Origin of the sequence: Ketobacter sp., from assembly GCF_003671495.1 — a bacterium.
Lineage (GTDB): Bacteria > Pseudomonadota > Gammaproteobacteria > Pseudomonadales > Ketobacteraceae > Ketobacter.
This window is the reverse complement of record NZ_RCHN01000035.1, coordinates 1-18,975: the sequence shown is the minus strand read 5'-3', so window position 1 is coordinate 18,975 and position 18,975 is coordinate 1. Positions and strand designations below refer to the sequence as shown.

Annotated in this window: 20 protein-coding genes; 16 read left to right on the top strand and 4 right to left on the bottom strand. The window is 55.2% G+C overall.

Features of this window, described 5'->3' with window-relative positions; translation table 11 throughout:
- The 11 genes from D9N14_RS17165 to radA form a co-directional block, all read left to right on the top strand.
- On the top strand, nucleotides 1–288 hold a 288-nt coding region (locus D9N14_RS17165), incomplete at its 5' end, for a hypothetical protein (protein WP_290581974.1).
- Nucleotides 289–291: 3 nt separating this feature from the next.
- Nucleotides 292–1,038 carry a 23S rRNA (guanosine(2251)-2'-O)-methyltransferase RlmB gene (gene rlmB, locus D9N14_RS17160; RefSeq protein ID WP_290581972.1) on the top strand — a complete coding sequence of 249 codons (747 nt, stop codon included), beginning with the start codon at nucleotides 292–294 and terminating at the stop codon, nucleotides 1,036–1,038.
- Nucleotides 1,039–1,194: 156 nt separating this feature from the next.
- On the top strand, nucleotides 1,195–1,620 hold the full coding sequence (gene rpsF / locus D9N14_RS17155; protein WP_290581970.1) for a 30S ribosomal protein S6: 426 nt from the start codon (nucleotides 1,195–1,197) through the stop codon (nucleotides 1,618–1,620).
- Nucleotides 1,621–1,642: 22 nt separating this feature from the next.
- Entirely contained in the window at nucleotides 1,643–1,951 is a 309-nt protein-coding gene (gene priB / locus D9N14_RS17150; protein ID WP_290581968.1) for a primosomal replication protein N, read from the top strand.
- Between the two features lie 30 nt (nucleotides 1,952–1,981).
- Entirely contained in the window at nucleotides 1,982–2,209 is a 228-nt protein-coding gene (gene rpsR, locus D9N14_RS17145; RefSeq protein ID WP_101895037.1) for a 30S ribosomal protein S18, read from the top strand.
- Between the two features lie 19 nt (nucleotides 2,210–2,228).
- Nucleotides 2,229–3,098, top strand: coding sequence for a hypothetical protein (locus D9N14_RS17140; protein ID WP_290581962.1), 870 nt, complete (start codon nucleotides 2,229–2,231; stop codon nucleotides 3,096–3,098).
- Nucleotides 3,098–3,547, top strand: coding sequence for a 50S ribosomal protein L9 (gene rplI, locus D9N14_RS17135; protein WP_290581976.1), 450 nt, complete (start codon nucleotides 3,098–3,100; stop codon nucleotides 3,545–3,547). The genes D9N14_RS17140 and rplI overlap by 1 nt, the downstream gene beginning before the upstream one ends.
- 224 nt (nucleotides 3,548–3,771) lie before the next feature.
- A complete protein-coding gene (dnaB, locus tag D9N14_RS17130; RefSeq protein ID WP_290581960.1) occupies nucleotides 3,772–5,160 on the top strand; it encodes a replicative DNA helicase in 1,389 nt (462 codons plus the stop codon).
- Between the two features lies 1 nt (nucleotide 5,161).
- On the top strand, nucleotides 5,162–6,256 hold the full coding sequence (gene alr / locus D9N14_RS17125) for an alanine racemase (protein ID WP_290581958.1): 1,095 nt from the start codon (nucleotides 5,162–5,164) through the stop codon (nucleotides 6,254–6,256).
- Complete coding sequence (locus tag D9N14_RS17120) at nucleotides 6,256–6,639, top strand: hypothetical protein (RefSeq protein ID WP_290581956.1); 384 nt, start codon at nucleotides 6,256–6,258, stop codon at nucleotides 6,637–6,639. Before alr ends, D9N14_RS17120 begins: the two co-directional genes overlap by 1 nt.
- Before the next feature lie 33 nt (nucleotides 6,640–6,672).
- Nucleotides 6,673–8,034 carry a DNA repair protein RadA gene (gene radA / locus D9N14_RS17115; protein ID WP_290581954.1) on the top strand — a complete coding sequence of 454 codons (1,362 nt, stop codon included), beginning with the start codon at nucleotides 6,673–6,675 and terminating at the stop codon, nucleotides 8,032–8,034.
- A 12-nt stretch (nucleotides 8,035–8,046) separates the two neighbouring features.
- Here the strand turns inward: radA and D9N14_RS17110 are convergent, their stop codons facing one another.
- Nucleotides 8,047–8,415, bottom strand: coding sequence for a PilZ domain-containing protein (locus D9N14_RS17110; protein WP_290581952.1), 369 nt, complete (start codon nucleotides 8,413–8,415; stop codon nucleotides 8,047–8,049).
- 336 nt (nucleotides 8,416–8,751) lie between these two features.
- Between D9N14_RS17110 and D9N14_RS17105 the strand changes: the two genes are divergently transcribed.
- Nucleotides 8,752–8,967, top strand: coding sequence for a PA3496 family putative envelope integrity protein (locus D9N14_RS17105; RefSeq protein ID WP_290581950.1), 216 nt, complete (start codon nucleotides 8,752–8,754; stop codon nucleotides 8,965–8,967).
- Nucleotides 8,968–9,031: 64 nt separating this feature from the next.
- Here the strand turns inward: D9N14_RS17105 and ettA are convergent, their stop codons facing one another.
- Nucleotides 9,032–10,702, bottom strand: a complete 1,671-nt coding sequence (gene ettA, locus D9N14_RS17100; RefSeq protein WP_290581949.1) for an energy-dependent translational throttle protein EttA — start codon at nucleotides 10,700–10,702, stop codon at nucleotides 9,032–9,034.
- 148 nt (nucleotides 10,703–10,850) lie between these two features.
- Here ettA and D9N14_RS17095 point away from each other — a divergent pair, with 148 nt between their 5' ends.
- The gene (locus tag D9N14_RS17095; RefSeq protein WP_290581948.1) at nucleotides 10,851–14,198 is read left to right on the top strand and encodes a mechanosensitive ion channel domain-containing protein; all 3,348 of its coding nucleotides are present in this window, start codon (nucleotides 10,851–10,853) and stop codon (nucleotides 14,196–14,198) included.
- A gap of 10 nt (nucleotides 14,199–14,208) precedes the next feature.
- Here the strand turns inward: D9N14_RS17095 and D9N14_RS17090 are convergent, their stop codons facing one another.
- Both D9N14_RS17090 and D9N14_RS17085 read right to left on the bottom strand, forming a co-directional pair.
- Nucleotides 14,209–15,243 (bottom strand): alginate O-acetyltransferase AlgX-related protein, encoded by a 1,035-nt coding sequence (locus D9N14_RS17090; RefSeq protein ID WP_290581947.1) that lies wholly within the window; start codon nucleotides 15,241–15,243, stop codon nucleotides 14,209–14,211.
- Between the two features lie 12 nt (nucleotides 15,244–15,255).
- On the bottom strand, nucleotides 15,256–16,620 hold the full coding sequence (locus D9N14_RS17085; RefSeq protein WP_290581945.1) for an MBOAT family O-acyltransferase: 1,365 nt from the start codon (nucleotides 16,618–16,620) through the stop codon (nucleotides 15,256–15,258).
- A gap of 12 nt (nucleotides 16,621–16,632) precedes the next feature.
- On the opposite strand from D9N14_RS17085, the gene D9N14_RS17080 reads away from it, so the two are divergent.
- The 3 genes from D9N14_RS17080 to D9N14_RS17070 all read left to right on the top strand — a co-directional run.
- Nucleotides 16,633–16,857 (top strand): hypothetical protein, encoded by a 225-nt coding sequence (locus tag D9N14_RS17080; protein WP_290581943.1) that lies wholly within the window; start codon nucleotides 16,633–16,635, stop codon nucleotides 16,855–16,857.
- 171 nt (nucleotides 16,858–17,028) lie between these two features.
- Nucleotides 17,029–18,285, top strand: a complete 1,257-nt coding sequence (glyA, locus tag D9N14_RS17075; RefSeq protein WP_290581941.1) for a serine hydroxymethyltransferase — start codon at nucleotides 17,029–17,031, stop codon at nucleotides 18,283–18,285.
- A gap of 270 nt (nucleotides 18,286–18,555) precedes the next feature.
- Nucleotides 18,556–18,975 (top strand): hypothetical protein (locus tag D9N14_RS17070; RefSeq protein ID WP_290581939.1); only part of this gene is annotated, 420 nt, incomplete at its 3' end.

The following is an 18,975-nucleotide window of genomic DNA, read 5'->3' as shown; positions in this document are numbered from 1 at the left end:
AAGGAAAACCCCAAGCCGGAACCAGGTACCCGTAAGGGTAAGAAGGCCGGTAGCGGCGAGAGAAAGTCTGCAGGCAAATCCGGCAAGAGTAGCGGGAAAAAAACGCAAGCCAAGGGTGCGCAAGGCAAGGGGACACAGGGTGGTGCAGTTAAGGGTACCTCCCGGCATGAGGTGGCCAAGCTGGCGGCCAAGAAATCCCGCAGCAAAACCAAGGGTAGTTCAGCCAAGGCCAAGCCAAAACCCAAGTCCAAAACGAACACTAAGTCCAAGGCCAAGAAAAAGCGGTAATTTATGTCCAAAGCGGAGTGGCTCTACGGCATTCACACCGTTAGCGCCGTATTGAAAAAGCACCCCGACCGGGTGCTGGAAATGAAGGTGCAGGAAGGCCGCGATGAGCGACGCCTGGATGATGTTCTGAAGCGAGCCCAACAGCTGGGGGTGTCGGTCCAGTACGTTAATAAGAAGTCTATGGATCACCAGTTCCAGGATGCAAACCACCAGGGGCTGGCAGCACGTTGTCGGCTGGCCAATGCGCTGGATGAACATGGGCTGTTTAACCTGCTGGATCGGATCGAGGGGCCGCCCTTTCTGCTGATTCTGGATTCCGTCACCGACCCCCATAACCTGGGTGCGGTGCTGCGCAGTGCTGATGCCGCCGGGGTGCATGCGGTGATCACCACCAAGGATAAATCCGTCGGCCTTACTCCGGTGGTGCGACGGGTGGCGGTCGGGGCAGCGGAAGTGATGCCGTTCGTCCAGGTCACCAATCTGGCACGTTTGATGAAACAGCTTCAGGAGCGCCGGATCTGGATTGTGGGCACTGAGCTGGATGAGACCGCCACAAGCCTCTACCAAACAGATCTGAAAGGCCCGTTGGCCCTGGTTATGGGGGCGGAAGGCCCCGGCCTGCGCCGTCTGACCCGGGAAAACTGTGATCAGCTGGTCTATATCCCCATGCAGGGGGACGTGCAGAGTCTGAATGTGTCGGTGGCGGCGGGTGTCTGCCTGTTCGAATCCCTGCGCCAACGCCTCTCGTAAAGCATCTGTTGTTTTTCTGGTTAACCTCCTATAGAATTCGCGATCCCTCGCTCCCCGTGAGTGGGGTTTAATTAGTTAGTAAGCATTAACTCCTTGCCTTACCGTTACGTTTTCTGATGAAAACAGTCGGGAGGCTATAATCCGTAAGGAGATGTCATGAGACATTACGAAATCGTTTTTCTGGTTCACCCTGATCAGAGTGAACAGGTTCCCGGTATGGTTGAGCGTTACAAAGGCCAGATCCAGGAAGGTGGTGGCCAGATCCACCGTCTGGAAGATTGGGGCCGCCGCCAACTGGCTTATCCAATTAACAAAATCCACAAGGCTCATTATATTCTGATGAATATTGAATGTTCCCAGGAAGTCCTGGACGAACTTTCAAGCGCCTTCAAATTCAATGACGCTGTCCTGCGCAATATGGTTATCCGCCGTGACGAAGCCGTTGCTGAGCAGTCCATCCTGGCCAAAGCCAACGAGAAAGACCGTGATCGTGGCGAACATACTCCCCGTGATCGTGGTGAGCGTGTAGAGCAGGCCGATGACAGCGAAGAAGAAGAGGAAGAAGCAGATTCCGAAGAATAATCGGGTCTGCGTGAACCGCTGAGTGGAAATCAATCAACTGGTTCTAAGTGGTACGGTGACGGAAACCAAAGGTTTGCGTTACACACCAGCCGGTGTTCCCCATTACAGTTTTATGTTGGAGCATCGATCCCGTCAGGAAGAGGCGGGAGCCCCCCGCGAAGTGCTGTGCCGAATCAAGGTGGAAGCACGGGGGCAGGAGATCACCTCACAGTGTGAGCATCTTGCTGTCAGCGACCGGGTGCAGGTGACCGGATTTTTAGTCCGGGCCAGCTACAAGGATACCTCCGCAACCCAACTGGTGTTGCACGCTCAGCAAATCGAATTGCGTTAATTGAGTAATTGGAATTTATAGGAGCCAACCATGGCACGTTTTTATCGTCGCAGAAAGTTCTGCCGTTTTACAGCTGAAGGCGTAACCGAGATCGATTACAAGGATCTGGATACCCTGAAAAACTACATTACTGAAACTGGCAAAATCGTACCCAGCCGTATCACCGGCACCAGTGCGAAATACCAACGTCAGCTGGCCCGTGCTGTTAAGCGCGCCCGTGCTCTGGCTTTGTTGCCTTATTCTGATTCACACAAGTAATTGAGCTTGGGCCAGTAGTATGTTGACACTGGCGAAGTGGATCATGGGCGGGCCCTTGCAGGCGCTCGCCGCAGCCGCGATCCTGGCCTTGGTGCCGGGATTTGGTTGGGCCTCCGCCGCCATTGTGGCGTTGGTGGCCCTGAGAAAGAGCATTAGCGATGCGGTCATCCCGTTCGCGGGTGCCATGCTGGTGGCGGTGCTGGTGCACTGGAGCGCGGGGGATATTACCCAGGTGGGCACGGTGTTGGCCGCCCTGGTAGCCAGCCTGGTGCTGGCCAGCTCCCGCTCGTTGGGATGGGCGTTGTTGGCGTTGGGGCTCAGTTCCGCACTATACATTGTGCTGGTTCTGAATCTGGCGCCCGGCATGATCAGTAATCTGGTGGACCTGTTTCAGCCTACATTCGACGAATTTGTCGCGCAGCTGAAGGCAGCCAACCCGGAAGCCGAAAGCGTGTTTGAGCAGATGGATGTTCGCCACGTTGTGCTGGAAGGGATGGTGTGGGTCACCACGGCAGGGGCAACCGCCGCTTTGTTGGTTGCACGCTGGCTGCAGGCCCGACTCTATAACCCAGGTGGGTTTCGTCAGGAGTTTCACAGCCTGCGTCTGATGCCTGCAGTCGCGGCGGCATTGGCTCTGTTGCTGTATTTGGGCCAGAGCTTTCCGCAGGCCAGGCTGATCTTGCCTTGTGTGGCCATTCCCATGTTGATGGCGGGATTGGCGCTGGTGCATGGGGTGCTGGGCATGAAACAAAACAACGGCCCGTTGTTGGTGTTCTTTTATGTGGGGCTGATCCTGACCTCCTGGGTAGGAATGATGGTATTGGTCGCTGCGGCTGTAATAGACAGTTTTGTTGATTTTAGAAAACGAATTCAAAAGAGGTATGAGTGATGGAAGTCATCTTATTGGAAAAAAACCGTAACCTGGGTGATCTGGGTGAAAAGGTTAAGGTAAAGGCAGGCTACGGCCGCAATTTCCTGATCCCTCAGGGTAAAGCCGTTCCTGCCACTGAAGCAAACATCAAATATTTTGAAGAGCGTCGCGCTGAACTGGAAAAGGCCGCTTCTGACAAGCTGTCTGCTGCCCAGGCCCGCGCTGACAAGGTTGCTGAACTGGCGAGCGTAACGATTCCTGCCAAGTCCGGTGACGAAGGCAAGCTGTTCGGATCTGTCGGTACTCGTGACATCGCCGACGCTATCACTGCGGCTGGCGTTGAGATCAGCAAGGCCGAAGTGCTGATGCCTAATGGTGCGATCCGCGCTACCGGCGATTACGAGATCGACCTGCAGGTTCACAGCGATGTGACCGCTACGATCAAGGTTTCTGTTGTTCCTGAATAAGATTGCCTGAGGCGCCCGGCCTGGTTGAGGTGGGGCACTCTTCAATCTTTCGGTGACATCAGTCATGCCTGCAAAAAACTCTGGCGCCCACCTGCGGTGCCGGAGTTTTGTTGTTTCTGAAGCGCGCAGAAACGAACTCACAAAGTTCGTTGAGCGAGTTTGCACTGCCATGCCGCCCCCCTTAAACTTGAGCAAAAACCGATTCCCATAAGTATCGATACCCCATGAATGACTCACCCATTGAATTAGCGCTGGAAGACGATCTGCAGTCGGCCTCCATAAAAGTTCCGCCCCATTCCCTGGAGGCGGAGCAGTCGGTCATCGGCGGCTTGATGCTGGCGAACCAGGCCTTCGATGATGTGTCTGAGATCCTGTCCGATGTGGATTTTTATCGCCGCGATCATCGCCTGATTTTTCGTGCCGTTGCCCAACTGGCGGAGCTGTCGAAACCCTTTGACGTGGTGACGCTGGGGGAAGCGCTGGATAACGCGGGCATCCTTGAGGACTGCGGCGGCATGGCCTATCTGGCGCAATTGGCAAAAAACACGCCCAGTGCCAGTAACATCAAGGCCTATGCCGAGATCGTTCGCGAGCGTTCCGTGTTGCGGCAGATGATCGCAGTCTCCAATGAGATTGCGGACGCTGCCTTTCATCCGGAAGGCCGCAATGCCACCGAACTGCTGGACGAGGCGGAACGCAAGGTGTTTAGTATCGCGGAGCAGGGTGCCAAGCAGGGTGGTCCGATCCATATCAAGGAAGCCTTGAAAGCCACTGTCGACAAGATCGACCTGTTGTTTAAGTCCGACGAGAAGCTCACCGGAATTCCCACCGGCTTCACCGACCTGGACGAGAAGACCTCCGGCCTGCAGGGCGGTGCCCTGGTGATCGTCGCGGCTCGTCCTGCCATGGGTAAAACCACCTTCTCTATGAATATGGCGGAAAATGCCCTGATCCGCAGTGGCAAACCGGTGCTGGTCTTTAGTATGGAGATGCCGGCAGAGCAGATCGTGATGCGTATGCTGGCGTCCCTGGGGCGTATAGATATGTCCCGGGTAACCTCCGGTAAGCTGGAAGAGGATGACTGGCCCCGTTTCAGTTCGGCGGTAAGCCTGTTGGCGGAACAGAAGCTTTATATCGACGATTCTGCAGGTCTGAGCCCGACGGAATTGCGCGCCCGCTCACGGCGGGTGGCCCGAGAACATGGCGAGATTGGCTTGATCCTGGTGGATTACCTGCAGTTGATGCAGGTGCCGGGGGCGGAAAGCCGGGTCAATGAGATTTCGGAAATCTCACGGTCTCTGAAGGGGCTGGCCAAGGAAATGAATTGTCCGGTGGTGGCGCTGTCCCAGCTCAACCGCAGTCTGGAACAACGTCCCAACAAGCGACCGGTGATGTCGGACCTGCGGGAATCCGGCGCGATCGAGCAGGACGCGGACATCATCATGTTCATCTATCGGGATGAGGTCTACAACGAGGATTCTGAGGACAAGGGAACGGCGGAAATCATCATCGGTAAGCAGCGTAACGGTCCCATAGGAACAGTGCGGCTGGCGTTCCTGGGCCGCTATACCCGATTTGAAGATCTGGCCAACAATGCCTACGGAGAGTTTTAGTTTGGGCAGAGGAACCCAGGCCGTCATTGATCTGGCGGCATTGCGCCATAACATGGAGTTGGTGCGACGCCAGGCGCCTCACAGCAAGGTGCTGGGTGTGGTGAAGGCCGATGCCTACGGGCATGGCCTGCTGCCCGTGGCCACGGCCTTGGCAGACAGCAGTGACGCGTTGGGCGTAGCCACTTTCGAGGAAGGCCTGGCGCTGAAGAAGACAGGCGTGCAGCGCCCCATTCTGCTGATGGAAGGGGTGTTCAGCCTGGAACAGTTAAAGGAGGCGTCCGCTCAAGGCCTTAATCTGGTGGTGCACCAACCCTGGCAGCTGGCCATGTTGCTGGAGGCGGATTTGCCCCGCCCAGTTGGCGTTTGGCTAAAAGTGGATACCGGCATGCACCGGCTGGGTATTTCTGATAATGGCTGTGCGTTGTTCTGGCAGCAACTCAACAACAGTCCCAACGTAGCGGATCTGGTGCTGATGAGCCATCTGGCCTGTGCTGATGAGCCCGATCATGCCCTCAACCGGCGCCAGGGTGAGCTGTTCCGGCAATTGAAATCCACTGTCGGCGCCCATCAGGCCAGTCTGGCCAATTCGGCGGCTACCTTGGATCGGGTGGATTTTCATCATGAATGGGTGCGTCCGGGTTTGATGCTATACGGGGCGTCTCCGTTCGCTGACCGTAGTGCGGAGTCACTGGGCCTGAAGCCGGCCATGCATCTGCAATCCCGCATTATTTCCCGTAGCACCGTATTGCCTGGTGAAAGTGTTGGCTATGGTGCCACCTGGACGGCAGCGGCCCGAACAGAAGTGGCCGTGGTGGCCATCGGTTATGGGGATGGTTATCCGCGCCATATTGGTAAAAGCACCCAGGTCCTGATCAAGGGGCAGCGTTGTCCGGTGGTGGGGCGGGTGTCTATGGATATGATCACGGTCGATGTGTCGGTCGTTCCCGAAGTCGGCCCCAACACGCCGGTCACGCTATGGGGCCCGGGCTTGCCGGTGGAAGAAGTAGCGCAATGGGCCAATACCATCAATTATGAGTTGCTGTGCCAGGTAACCGGGCGGGTGCAGCGGGTCTACCAGGGCAGCGGGGCCGACTGATGCCGCTGTGGGTGACTCTTTATGTGGCGCTGATGGTGGTGTCCCTGCCGGTGGGGGTGATGATGCTGCGCCGCATCGAGCAGGACTGGTTGCATCCGGTGGGCGGTTTGGTGTCCACGTTGTTGAGCGTGGCGTTTGTGTTTTCCTACTGGATGCCGGACGCCGTGCCGTTGCATTCCCCTTCAGTTTTACTGCTATTCGGTTTCGTCCTGTTCTGGGATCTGTATTCCCTCAAGCGTTTGAAAGCCAAGCTGCCTGAATATTTTGAGATGTCCGAGGACTCTGAGCTGCAGCCCAATTCCGGGGCCTGGCTGTTGGGTGTGTTATTGATGGTGCCGGCTTACTATTTTGGCGCACTGGTGTGTTTACGCGTGATCAGTTGAAAAGGGTGATAAGTTAAAAAGGGTGATAAGTTAATGGCCAAGGCAAAAACCCAATACGTGTGCAGTGACTGCGGCAGTGTGTTCCCCAAATGGGCGGGCCAGTGTGCGGATTGTGGTGCCTGGAATACGCTGACGGAATTCAATCCGGACCGGGGTATGGCCTCCAATCGTGGGGGAAAAACCAGTTGGGCCGGGGAGGCCCGCCAGGTCACCACCATGGCGGAAGTGAATCTGGTGGAAGAGCCCCGCACACCCACCGGTTCCGGTGAGCTGGATCGGGTCTTGGGCGGTGGCCTGGTGGAAGGCTCTGTGGTGTTGATTGGGGGGGATCCCGGTATCGGTAAATCCACGATTCTGCTGCAGACCATGACCCAGTTGGCCAGCCAGCAAACCGCTCTGTACATCACCGGTGAAGAATCCCTGCAGCAGGTGGCGTTGCGGGCCAAGCGCCTGGACCTGCCCATGGATCAGCTGCGCCTGATGTCGGAGACCAGCATTGAGAATATTCTGGCCACGGCGAACCGGGAGCAGCCCAGGGTGATGGTGGTGGATTCCATCCAAACCGTTTACTCGGAAGGGCTCAGTTCCGCCCCGGGTGGGGTATCTCAGGTGCGGGAATGTGCCGCCGCTTTGGTGCGGTTCGCCAAGCAAACCGGTACTGCCCTGTTCCTGGTGGGGCATGTCACCAAAGAGGGCGCGCTGGCCGGGCCCCGGGTGCTGGAGCACATGGTGGACAGCGTGCTCTATTTTGAAGGGGAGCAGGACAACCGTTTCCGCATGATCCGGGCGGTAAAGAATCGCTTCGGTGCGGTGAATGAGCTGGGCGTATTCGCCATGACCGATAAAGGTCTGCGGGAAGTGAGCAATCCCTCGGCTATCTTTCTGTCCCGGTATGAGCAACCGATTCCCGGCAGCATTGTGATGGTGACCCGGGAAGGCAGTCGCCCCCTGTTGGTGGAAGTCCAGGCTTTGGTGGACGACAGTCAGCTGGGCAATCCCCGGCGGGTGGCGGTGGGTTTGGACCAGAACCGTCTGGCCATGTTGCTGGCAGTGCTGCATCGTCACGGTGGTGTGGCCACCATGGGGATGGACGTATTTGTCAACGTGGTGGGTGGGGTCAAGGTGCTGGAAACCGGTTCCGACCTCGCGGTGTTGATTTCTGTGGTGTCCAGTCTGCGTAACCTGGCCTTGGATACCCGGTTGATTGTGTTCGGTGAGGTGGGGCTGTCCGGCGAGATCCGTCCGGTGCCCAGTGGGCAGGAGCGCCTGAGGGAAGCCGCCAAGCATGGCTTTACCCGCGCCATTGTGCCCAAGGGTAATCAACCCAAGTCGCCCATTGAGGGGCTGGAAGTGGTGGCGGTATCGCGCTTGGAACAAGCGCTGGATGCACTCTGACCGGTGGAGGCTTCAGTGCGCTGCGAAATTAACCAGCGCTTCGATTTCCCGTTCCAGTAAGGCTTCGTTGCCGGTATTCAATTCCACAATGCGGCGCAGGTGGGATGCGCTGTCCACATCCATATGATCGCAGGCAATGCCTACATGGTCGTTTTCCAGGTGTGCCACATGGCCTTCCATGCGGATTTCCGTTTCTTCGTCACTGAGCAGCAGGTAAAGGGAGACGGGATCGTCTTTCTCCAGGGAACTTTCTTCCGGCTGTTGCAGCAGGGCTCCTTTCAACGAAATGTCCAGCAGTTTAGCGGGCCAGTCGTTCTCGCCGCGGATCAGTCGTGCGCTGGCATCAAAGGCAATGCGTGTAAAGTGGCGTTTTTCGATCATAGCCCTACGCTCTTATTGATTAATTATGGTCCTGGTCTTTACAGCATAGTCAATCTTTCATAAAACGCCGAAAATGCGGTTTTTTCAAGTTGGCAGCGTGGCGTTTTTGTAACGTTGTGAAACGAGCCCGTACTTGGTTATTTATTGAATAATAGAGTGCCCGAGCATGGGAAAAACATCTAAAAACAACAAATTTTCACTACAAAATTTTTTGATGCTGCGTTAATAATTAAAAGATGAAAGTGTCAAAGCTTTGAGGGAATATTCCGCTGACGGATTAGCCAATTGCATGGTTTCACATCTCTGAAAAGAATTATGCTGTAGAGGTATGGGGTTATGAGAACAACGTCCACATCAGAAAACACCCAATACATCGATGATGTCGATGAAGAAATGATGGATGATATTGACGGTGAGATTGAGCAGCGCCTGGAGGCCAAGAGCAAGCGTTCCGGTGACTACCTGCGCAAGATCGAAGCGTTGATGGAAGAGCGTCGTCTGAAGCATGATCTGGACGATTATGACGATTGGGATGACATTGACGACGAGTAGTTTCGTTGGATAGAAAAACTGCCGGTATAACCGGCAGTTTTTTCAGGTGTATACAGTTGAGTGCTTAGCTCAGCTTTTTGTATTTCAGTCGTTTCGGCTGCACGGACTCTTCCCCGTACTTTTTCTTCTTGTACGCTTCATATTCGGTGAAGTTGCCCTCAAAGAATTCCACCCCTTCTTCGCCTTCAAAGTCCAGAATGTGGGTGGCAATCCGGTCCAGGAACCAGCGATCGTGCGAAATCACAATGGCCGTGCCGGCGTAAGTCAGCAGAGCTTCTTCCAGGGCGCGCAGGGTTTCCACATCCAGGTCGTTGGTGGGTTCGTCCAGCAGCAGCACGTTACCGCCTTTGCGCAGCAGCTTGGCCAGGTGTAAGCGGTTACGCTCTCCTCCGGACAGCTCGCCTACGCGTTTTTGCTGATCGGAGCCTTTAAAGTTGAAGCGGCCAACATAAGAGCGGGAGGGCATTTCAAAGGAGCCTACTTTGATGATGTCCAGGCCGTCGGATACTTCTTCCCACACGGTCTTATTCCCGTCCAGCTCGTCGCGGGACTGATCCACATAGGCAATGTCCACGGTTTCACCCAGGTGCACTTCGCCTTTGTCGGGCTTCTGTTCGCCCACAATCATACGGAACATGGTGGTCTTACCGGCGCCGTTGGGGCCGATGATGCCGACGATGGCGCCTTTGGGAATGGTGTAGCTGAGGTCATCGTACAGGACCCGGTCACCAAAGGATTTGGTCACGTTGCGGAATTCAATCACGTCATCCCCCAGGCGTTCTGCCACCGGGATAAACAGTTCCTGGGTTTCGTTGCGCTTTTGTGCTTCCTGGCTGGACAGCTCTTCAAAACGAGCCATACGGGCCTTGCTCTTGGCCTGGCGGCCCTTGGCGTTGGAACGTACCCATTCCAGCTCCGCCTTGATAGCTTTCTGGCGGGACACTTCCTGCTTGGCTTCCTGGGCCAGACGTTCGTCTTTCTGTTCCAGCCAGGAGGAGTAGTTGCCTTTCCAGGGAATGCCGTGGCCGCGGTCCAGTTCCAGAATCCACTCGGCGGCATTGTCGAGGAAGTAGCGATCGTGGGTGATGGCCACCACGGTGCCTTTGTATTCGTGCAGGAAGCGCTCTAACCAAGCCACGGACTCCGCATCCAGGTGGTTGGTGGGTTCGTCCAGCAACAGCATGTCCGGACTCGACAGCAGCAGGCGGCAGAGGGCGACCCGGCGCTTCTCACCACCGGACAGTGTGGATACATCCGCATCCCAGGGCGGCAGCCGCAGGGCATCGGCGGCGATTTCCAGGGTGCGGTCGATGTCCCAGCCGTTGGCCGCATCGATCTTGTTCTGCAGCTCGGCCTGTTCTTCCAACAGGGCATTCATTTCGTCGTCGGACATCTCTTCGCCGAACTTCATGCTGATCTCGTCAAAGCGGGTCAGCACGTCCTTCAGTTCCCGGACACCGTCTTCCACATTGCCGCGCACGTCCTTGCTTTCATCCAGCTGCGGTTCCTGGGGCAGATAGCCGATGTTGATGCCGGCGGCGGGACGCGCTTCCCCGTCGAACTCTTTATCCACTCCTGCCATAATGCGCAGCAGGGTGGACTTACCAGCGCCATTCAGGCCCAGTACGCCAATCTTGGCACCCGGGAAAAAGGACAGGGAAATGTCTTTGAGAATTTCGCGTTTCGGGGGTACCACTTTGGATACCCGATGCATGGTGTATATATATTGCGCCATAACAGGAAAGTAACTAGTCAATTGTCGGTGGGAATTGTGGCGTACGCTACCCCAATTGAGAGTTGGATGCAAACGGCGCTGATAGGGATGATCAGCCTGATTGAATGCCCTCAAATGAGGCGTTGGAACAGTAAAGATGGGAGACTTTGTGAGACAGGGTAAAGGCATTGGCTTCAGTGTGGTTGTGGGAATGTTGGTGTGGCTGTGGACGCTACCTTGTCTGGCGCAATTGGGGGTGGGGTTGGCAGCCCCGGCGGAGGACACTTCCCAGGTGGAAGCCGCCAGCAAAGAGATGGATTTGCTGAAGAAGGAGATGTCGGAACAGCAGGCCATTACCAGTTCCCTGCAACGGGAAATCCAGTCGGTCAAAAACAACATCCAGGCAGCACCGGAATTGGCCGATCAGTTGCGCCAGGAAATCAAGCGGCTGGAACAGCGCTCCGACAAGACGGAGCCGCCCAAGGCCCAGAACGGGCTGGATACCGCTATTTCGCTGCTTGAAGCCCAGGCCAAAGCATTACAGGAAAGTCTTTCCTATGTTTTGGGGCAAATCGGAGAGCAGCAGGCCCTGCCCAGTGCGGCCCGGGAAGAGGTGAAAACGGCCCAGAAACAGTCACAGGATCTGGAACAGAAAATCCGGGAGCAGCAGAACAGCGTCAAGAATGAGTCCGTGAAAGCGCTGCAGCTGAGCGTGCTCAAGCAGCAGTTGACCAATGCCAACCTGCGCAAGGATCTGGCGCAGAATCGCCTGGAGGGATATCAAAAGCTGTTGGACCTGTACACGGTAAACCGAGACCTGTTGTTTATGCGGATGGAGATGCTGAAGTCGGCATTGGAGATGTTGCGTCAGGAACGGGATGAAAAGCGTCTGCAGACCGCGGGGGAACAGCAGGATGTCAGCGTGGTTCTGCAGGGCGAGTATCAGCAGCTGCCGGCGGTGCTGTCGGCTGAATTGAAAGAAAACCAACGGCTCAGGGATTTGCTGGTAACGCGAACCGCGGATCTCAATAACACCGCCGATGAGCTGGTGGCCGGTAAGCAGGAACTGCAGGATATTCGCTATCGCTTTGAGGTGGCCAAACAGCAGTTGGAGCTGACGGAGTATTACCAGTTTGTGGATGATTACCTGTTGCGGCAGCGTCAGTTGCTGCAGGCTAAAATCCGTGAGCAGGAGTCCAGTACCACACTGCATGAAGATATTTCCCGCGCCCGTCTGGAGCAGTTCAAACTGGATGAAAAGCTCCACGCGGTGCGTACCGATACGGCCCGGCGCCAATTCATCGCCTCTCAGTTGCAGGGGGCTGACCTGCAATCCGATCAGCTACAGCAGGACCTTTACCGCATCTGTGAAAGCCGCGCCACATTGCTCACCAAACTGGTTCAGGTGAATGCCGATTATGTGGTGAACCTGACCAATCTGGAATTGCTCCATGGTGACCAGTTGGCAGAAAGACGACAGTTCTACGAACTGCTGAACAAAAAACTGTTCTGGCGCCGCAGTGCAACCCCATTGGATTGGCAGTGGCTGTCTCTGTTGCCCGGTAGCATCCAGTGGTTCGTGATGGATCAGCCCTGGTCCGAGCCGTTTGTCATCTGGTATCAATGGTTGGTCCAGCCGGTCTTTCCCCTGGTTTTGCTGGGGATTGTTGCCGCTGTCTACGTGGGTGGTCGCCGCAAGGTGATCCAGCGGATGGAATATGGCACTCATAAAATCGGTAACGTCACCAAGGATCGTTTTCGTTACTCTTTGGAGAGCTTGCTCGGTACGGTGTTGTTGGCGCTGCCGCTGCCCTTTGTCCTGTTGGTGCTGGCCTTTCCCGTGCTGCGCAGCAACGAAGCAACATTGTTCGGTTTGGGGATTGGTGCGGCCTTGGTGGTGATGGCCCGCTGGCTGTTTCTGTTTGAGTTTATCCGCCTGCTGGCACGGCCAAATGGTTTGGCGGAAGGGCACTTCCGCTGGCGTCCCAGTGCACTGACGGCCTTGAAACGCTGGCTCCCGTTGCTCTATCTGCAGCTGCCCTGCGCCTTTGTTTTTATCGTGGTATGGCGCGAGGGGGATGAATTTCATTCCGGTATCCTGGGGCGGGCGGCGTTTCTGTTGGTGGCCATGTTATTCGTTGTGTACTGCATCCGCATGTTCAGTCCGAAGAGTGGAGTGACTCAACAGGATGACGGGAAAAACCAGCATTGGTATCAACGCTGGAATCGCGCCTTGTTCTGGGTGTGCGTGTTAATCCCGGGTGCGTTGGTGCTGCTCTCGGTCCAGGGATACAGCTTCAGCGCGATGGAAATTATGGTGCTTATGTACCAGACCCTGATGTATGGTTTTTTCATTTTTATTCTGGAGCAGGTGCTGATGCGCTGGTTCGCGGTTTTGGAACGCAAACTGGCCTATGCCCGTGCCATCGAAAAACGGGATGCCCAGCGTAAGGTTAAGGAGCAACAGGAAGAGGCGGGTGCTTCCGGTGAAGCCGTACCGGACATAGAGTTGCCTTCTCTCGATGTGGCCACCATCAGTGAACAAAACCGTGCCCTGTTGCGGGTCCTGGCGTTCTCGGTGTTTGCGGTGGTTTGTTATCTCAGCTGGCAGGATTTTTTCCAGGCCATACAGATCTTCCAGGAGATTGAACTCTGGACCTACAGTGTCACCACAGATGCGGGGGTTGAATCCCATACCGTCACGCTGGAAACCCTGTTTGCTGTGTCTTTGGCTTTAACGCTCAGTTATGTCGGTGTTAAAAACCTGCCGGGCTTAATCGAAGTGTTGATCCTGCAGCGCCTGAAAGTGGATTCCGGAATTCGGTTTGCCATTACCACCACGGCGCGTTACCTGGTGATTATCGCCGGGGTGATGATCGTCTCCGGCATGATCGGACTGGAGTGGAGCAAGCTGGGCTGGCTGGTGGCGGCACTGGGAGTTGGTCTGGGGTTCGGCTTGCAGGAAATCTTTGCCAATTTTATCTCCGGACTCATCATCCTGTTTGAGCGGCCTATCCGCATCGGCGATACGGTGACCATCAATGATTTAAGCGGCACCGTCAGCCAGATCCGGATGCGGGCCACCACCATCACCGATTGGGACCAGAAGGAGCTGATCATTCCCAACAAAACCTTCGTTACCAATCAGTTTATCAACTGGACTCTCAGTGACAGCACTACGCGAGTGGTGATCAAGGTGGGGGTCGCCTATGGCAGCGATACGGACCTGGTGAGCAGAACCCTGATGGAAATTGCCCAGGCGAACCAGATTGTTTTGAAAGAACCGGCGCCGTCTGCTTTTTTCCTGGGCTTTGGCGCCAGTTCTCTGGATTTTGAATTGCGTGCGTTTGTGGCCAGTTTCTCCAAGCGATTGATCCTGATTCACGAACTGCACACGGCGATCGATAAGCGCTTCAAGGAGCTGGGTATCGAGATTGCCTTCCCGCAGCTGGATTTGCATGTAAAACATTTGCCGCCCGGCCAGCCTCCCAGTCAACCCGGAGCTGAGTCGGCCTAACCTATTGCACTTACATCAGGCTGAGAATGGCAGACGCAAACACACGGCTGCCTTCTGCTCCCCAGTGGGTGTCGTTGGGAAGATAAACATCCACGGTGCCCGCCTCGATTTCTTTTGCCAGCACCTGATCAAAGCGAAAAACAGGAAATCCCAGCTTGTCTAATTCTGCCACCAGATTAATCGCCGGGGTGGGTGGATTGACCGCGTAAGGTGCGTAGAGTGTGTACTTGTCGGGTGTTACCGCGATGATCAGGCGGGTGCGGCCATTGGATTCCACTTTGCGCTTCAGACTGCCCAGATAGCAAGCCACCTGTTCAACGCGACCCGGAGGCATCCTGCGATTGTACTTGATGGCTTGTGGCATGATCAGGGTCTGACTGGATTTGCGGTTGCTGAACAAATCAGCCCGTTGCAGGTCCATTACGACCGCTTTCTGCTTGGGATTGAAGCGCCCCCGAATCCAGTGGATGGCGGCACTGACCTCCGCCAGGGCTCTGGGCTGGCGTTGATATTCAACCATTGCGGCGGGAAATTGGATTGGCTGGTATTCGGTAACCAGCGCCGGAAAGCGGGGAAGCTCGCAATGTTCCGTCGGTAAGGGGCGCTGCTTCAGGTTACGTTCGACTTCCTGATAAATTATATAGTCCGGCCATTGTTCCGGTGGCGTATTCTCGAGCCAGCGGTCAATGTTCTTGTTCTGCAGATGGTAGGTGAAGACGGTGTGATCGGAGCTTTCCTGTAACAGCAGTTGCCAGCCAAACGTCCGTGCCTCGCCAAGCATGGAAAAGTGTGAAAACGAATCCCCGAACACTAAAACGTCCTGTTTGCCCGAGTAGTCTTCTCCACTCAGCTCCGCGTATTGGGTGGTGTCTTTGGGAAAACGTTTCTGGGGGTGGTGCCAGCCATAGTTGTTTTCCGCAAGACGCCCGGTTCTGGTGAGATCACCCTCAAAAGGTTCCAGCCAAAGGCTGAGGCCCACTACGGCGGCACAGAGGGGTACGTAGCAGATGCCAAACAAAGCCAGGTAGATTCTTTTCTTGTTCATGGCAATTGCCCTCTAAAACTGGAAATACAAAAATTCGCTGATGTCGGAAAGGCGAATGGCGGTGGCCAGAAACAGGACCGAAATCAGCAGGCCGGTGACGGGGTTGGGCCGCCACAGTGGCGCTTTCTGGTCAGTGTTCTCGGTTCCGAAATAACCCAACAGCCTTGAGGTGTTGGGGGCGAACAGGGCGATGATGCTGAACACAATGATCAGTTGCCAGCCCCGCTCGGGGTCGTCCACTGCACTTGTCGCCGTGCCTGTGGAAAGCAGAAACATGGCGGATAACATCCGGCTGGCACCGTCGAAGCTTTCGGCGCGGAAGAATACCCACGCGATGATGATGCAGAACAAGGTCAAGCTCCATCCAAAGGCCTGCGTGAGCAGTCGGGGTAAGCGAACTACCGAGGGGCAATGGGCGCGAAACAGGTGATTGATCACCAGGTAGCTGCCATGTAATCCACCCCAGATAACAAAGTTCCAGCCGGCCCCATGCCACAGTCCACCCAGCAGCATGGTAATCATCAGGTTGCGGTGGCGGTGCAGGGTGCCTTTGCGGTTGCCGCCCAGGGGAATGTACAGGTAATCCCGCAGGAAACGTGACAGGGTCATATGCCAGCGACGCCAGAACTCGATGATGGAAGTGGCCTGGTAGGGCGAATTGAAATTAAGAGGCAAGCGGATCCCGAACAGACGGGCGCAGCCTATTGCCATATCGGCGTAACCCGAGAAGTCGAAATACAACTGCAGGCTGTAGGCGATGGCCCCCATCCAGGCCTGTGCAGAATCGATACTCTGCCCGGCATCGGCTGCTCCGAACACCGGTGTCGCCCACTGGGCAACGTTGTCTGCGATCAGGACCTTTTTTGCCAGACCAAAAACGAAAAATGAAATACCGACATAGAAATCTTCGTTCCGGTTGCTGCGATCGATCCGGGCAAATTGGGGCATCATTTCACCGTGATGCACGATGGGGCCGGCAATTAACTGCGGGAAGAAAGTGACGAACAGGCAATAGTGGATGAAGTTGTAGTCGTCACACTGGCCGCGGGACGCGTCCACCAGGAAGGCAATCTGCTGGAATGTGAAAAACGATATGGCCAGGGGCAGCACAACGTGGATGGGGTCAATATTGCTGTGGAACAGCGCGGTCAGGTTATCGAGGATGAAACCGGCGTATTTGAAATAACCCAACACCGCCAGATTCGCCCCGATACCCACCGCCAGGAGCCATTTAGTCATGACCGGAGCAGAGTTCCGCAGCCGGATGATGTTAAGTCCGATCAGGTAATTGGCCAGCATTGAGCCAACAATCACAAGCAGATAAACGGGGTTCCACCAACCGTAATAAAACAGGGAGGCCAGTACCAGGAACAGCATCGGGATATTCCCTTGCTGAAAGCGGTGACTGAGCAGGAAGTGAATAGCCAACACGATCGGCAGAAAAAAGAAAATAAATTCGCCAGAGTTAAAGAGCACTATAAGCCTCTGAAATATGGGATCTTTTTGGTTTGGCAGGGCGGCGCTGTGCAGCTCCCCGGTTTGTGGCGGGAGATTATACCCAGCTCAGGCGGTAAAGGCAGGGGAAAGGTCGATTGCGGCAGCAACTCGGCATGAAGAAAATCGAAGTCAGGATGCGTGACTTTCATGTGCCGTTGGGCAGGGTTTTATGTACAATACCGCCCTCATTTAAGCCAGTCCCGGGCTCTTTAGCCCAGCGGCACCAGGCACCAAGCCGAATTTAGTTAGTTATTGTATCCAGTTAGCCAGTGATAAGCGGGAGAGACCATGTTTTCAGCCGATATGAATATTGCCGATTTTGACCCCGAATTGTGGGAAGCCATGGAAGCTGAAAAACAGCGCCAGGAAGAACACATCGAGTTGATCGCCTCCGAAAACTACACCAGTCCCCGCGTAATGCAGGCCCAGGGCTCCGTGCTCACTAATAAATATGCTGAAGGCTATCCTCACAAGCGTTATTACGGCGGCTGTGAGTATGTGGATATTGCCGAAGAACTGGCTATCAATCGGGTGAAGGAATTGTTCGGCGCTGATTACGCCAACGTACAGCCACACTCCGGTTCCCAGGCCAATGCAGCGGTCTACATGGCGCTGCTGAACCCCGGTGATACCGTTCTGGGGATGAGTCTGGCAGAAGGTGGTCACCTGACCCACGGTGCCAAGGTGAATTTTTCCGGCAAGATGTACAACGCGGTTCAATACGGTCTGAACCACGAAACCGGTGAAGTGGATTACGACCAAGTGGCTGAGCTGGCCCGTGAGCACAAGCCCAAGATGATCCTGGCCGGTTTCTCTGCCTACTCCCGTACCATGGACTGGCAGAAGTTCCGTGACATCGCCGACGAAGTGGGTGCCTACCTGATGGTGGACATGGCCCACGTGGCCGGTCTGGTAGCCGCCGGTGTTTACCCCAACCCGGTACAGATCGCTGATGTGACCACCTCCACCACCCATAAAACCCTGGGCGGCCCCCGTGGCGGTATCATCCTGGCCAAGAAAAACGAAGAGCTGGAAAAGAAACTGAACTCCGCCGTCTTCCCCGGTGGGCAGGGTGGCCCGCTGATGCACGTAATTGCCGCCAAAGCGGTGTGCTTCAAGGAAGCCATGAGCGATGAGTTCAAGGCTTACCAAAAGCAGGTGGTGGTGAATGCCCAGGCCATGGCCAATGTGTTCATTGAGCGTGGCTATGATGTGGTGTCCGGTGGCACCGACAACCATCTGTTCCTGCTGTCCCTGATCAAGCAGGACATCACCGGTAAAGATGCGGATGCCGCGTTGGGTAAAGCCTTTATCACCGTGAATAAAAATGCGGTGCCTAACGACCCACGCTCTCCCTTCGTGACCAGTGGTCTGCGTATCGGTACCCCGGCGGTGACCCGTCGTGGTTTCGGTGAAGCGGAAGTGAAAGAACTGGCGGGCTGGATGTGCGATATCCTGGAAGATCTGAACAATGAAGAGTTGATTGCCCAGGTGCGCGAGAAAGTGAAAGCGGTATGCACCAAGTATCCGGTTTACGGAAAGTAATCACTAAATTAGCTATGACAGAAAACAAAAAGCGGCACTTCGGTGCCGTTTTTTATTTGGGTCCAAATAATTTTCAGACTGTGACATTGATTACGTTGGGTGCGTGCACAGTCTAAAGAAAATGCCTCTTCAATCTGCAAAGTGGTTCCAACTTTCATACACTGAGAAGACCGACTTTTTAATGCGGTGCCCAAGCCAGTGGCTGTCACCGTTGTTTATCAATCCCGCTGCACACTTAGGGATGTTTTCACTCAACACAAGGAAGCAAAGATGAAGAAAATCAGCTGCGCACTGATCGGTGCGTCAATGGCGTTGTCTACCCAATTGATTCATGCAGACACCACATATCAGTATGAAATTCCTATGCCTGGGCATTATTACCAGCCGCTCTATCCGAATCTGAATCTCAACGAACTCCAAAAGATTTCGGTACAGGCTGTCAAAAAAGACTTCTATCCGGAAGCAGAACTCGAGCAGCTGACGCTGGATTTCAAATATGCCACGGATCTGGTAGCAACGAATTTTTCCCGGGATGGTAATGTGTATCGTGCTGTTGTAGAGGATGCCTGGGTATATAAGCAGATTCTGGTGGAGGTGCACGCCATGGAGCCCATCAGCAGTCATACCAATCTGGAGGTTCGACTTTTTGTTGTGGAGCAGAGCAGCAATCTGAACCAACCTGCATATAAT

Excerpts from the sequence above, each read along its gene's own strand:
- rlmB (WP_290581972.1), top strand. The coding sequence starts at position 292 with ATGTCCAAAGCGGAGTGGCTCTACGGCATTCACACCGTTAGCGCCGTA.
- rpsF (WP_290581970.1), top strand. The coding sequence starts at position 1,195 with ATGAGACATTACGAAATCGTTTTTCTGGTTCACCCTGATCAGAGTGAA.
- rpsR (WP_101895037.1), top strand. The coding sequence starts at position 1,982 with ATGGCACGTTTTTATCGTCGCAGAAAGTTCTGCCGTTTTACAGCTGAA.
- D9N14_RS17140 (WP_290581962.1), top strand. The coding sequence starts at position 2,229 with ATGTTGACACTGGCGAAGTGGATCATGGGCGGGCCCTTGCAGGCGCTC.
- rplI (WP_290581976.1), top strand. The coding sequence starts at position 3,098 with ATGGAAGTCATCTTATTGGAAAAAAACCGTAACCTGGGTGATCTGGGT.
- dnaB (WP_290581960.1), top strand. The coding sequence starts at position 3,772 with ATGAATGACTCACCCATTGAATTAGCGCTGGAAGACGATCTGCAGTCG.
- D9N14_RS17120 (WP_290581956.1), top strand. The coding sequence starts at position 6,256 with ATGCCGCTGTGGGTGACTCTTTATGTGGCGCTGATGGTGGTGTCCCTG.
- radA (WP_290581954.1), top strand. The coding sequence starts at position 6,673 with ATGGCCAAGGCAAAAACCCAATACGTGTGCAGTGACTGCGGCAGTGTG.
- D9N14_RS17110 (WP_290581952.1), bottom strand. The coding sequence starts at position 8,415 with ATGATCGAAAAACGCCACTTTACACGCATTGCCTTTGATGCCAGCGCA.
- D9N14_RS17105 (WP_290581950.1), top strand. The coding sequence starts at position 8,752 with ATGAGAACAACGTCCACATCAGAAAACACCCAATACATCGATGATGTC.
- ettA (WP_290581949.1), bottom strand. The coding sequence starts at position 10,702 with ATGGCGCAATATATATACACCATGCATCGGGTATCCAAAGTGGTACCC.
- D9N14_RS17090 (WP_290581947.1), bottom strand. The coding sequence starts at position 15,243 with ATGAACAAGAAAAGAATCTACCTGGCTTTGTTTGGCATCTGCTACGTA.
- D9N14_RS17085 (WP_290581945.1), bottom strand. The coding sequence starts at position 16,620 with ATGCTGTTCCTGGTACTGGCCTCCCTGTTTTATTACGGTTGGTGGAAC.
- glyA (WP_290581941.1), top strand. The coding sequence starts at position 17,029 with ATGTTTTCAGCCGATATGAATATTGCCGATTTTGACCCCGAATTGTGG.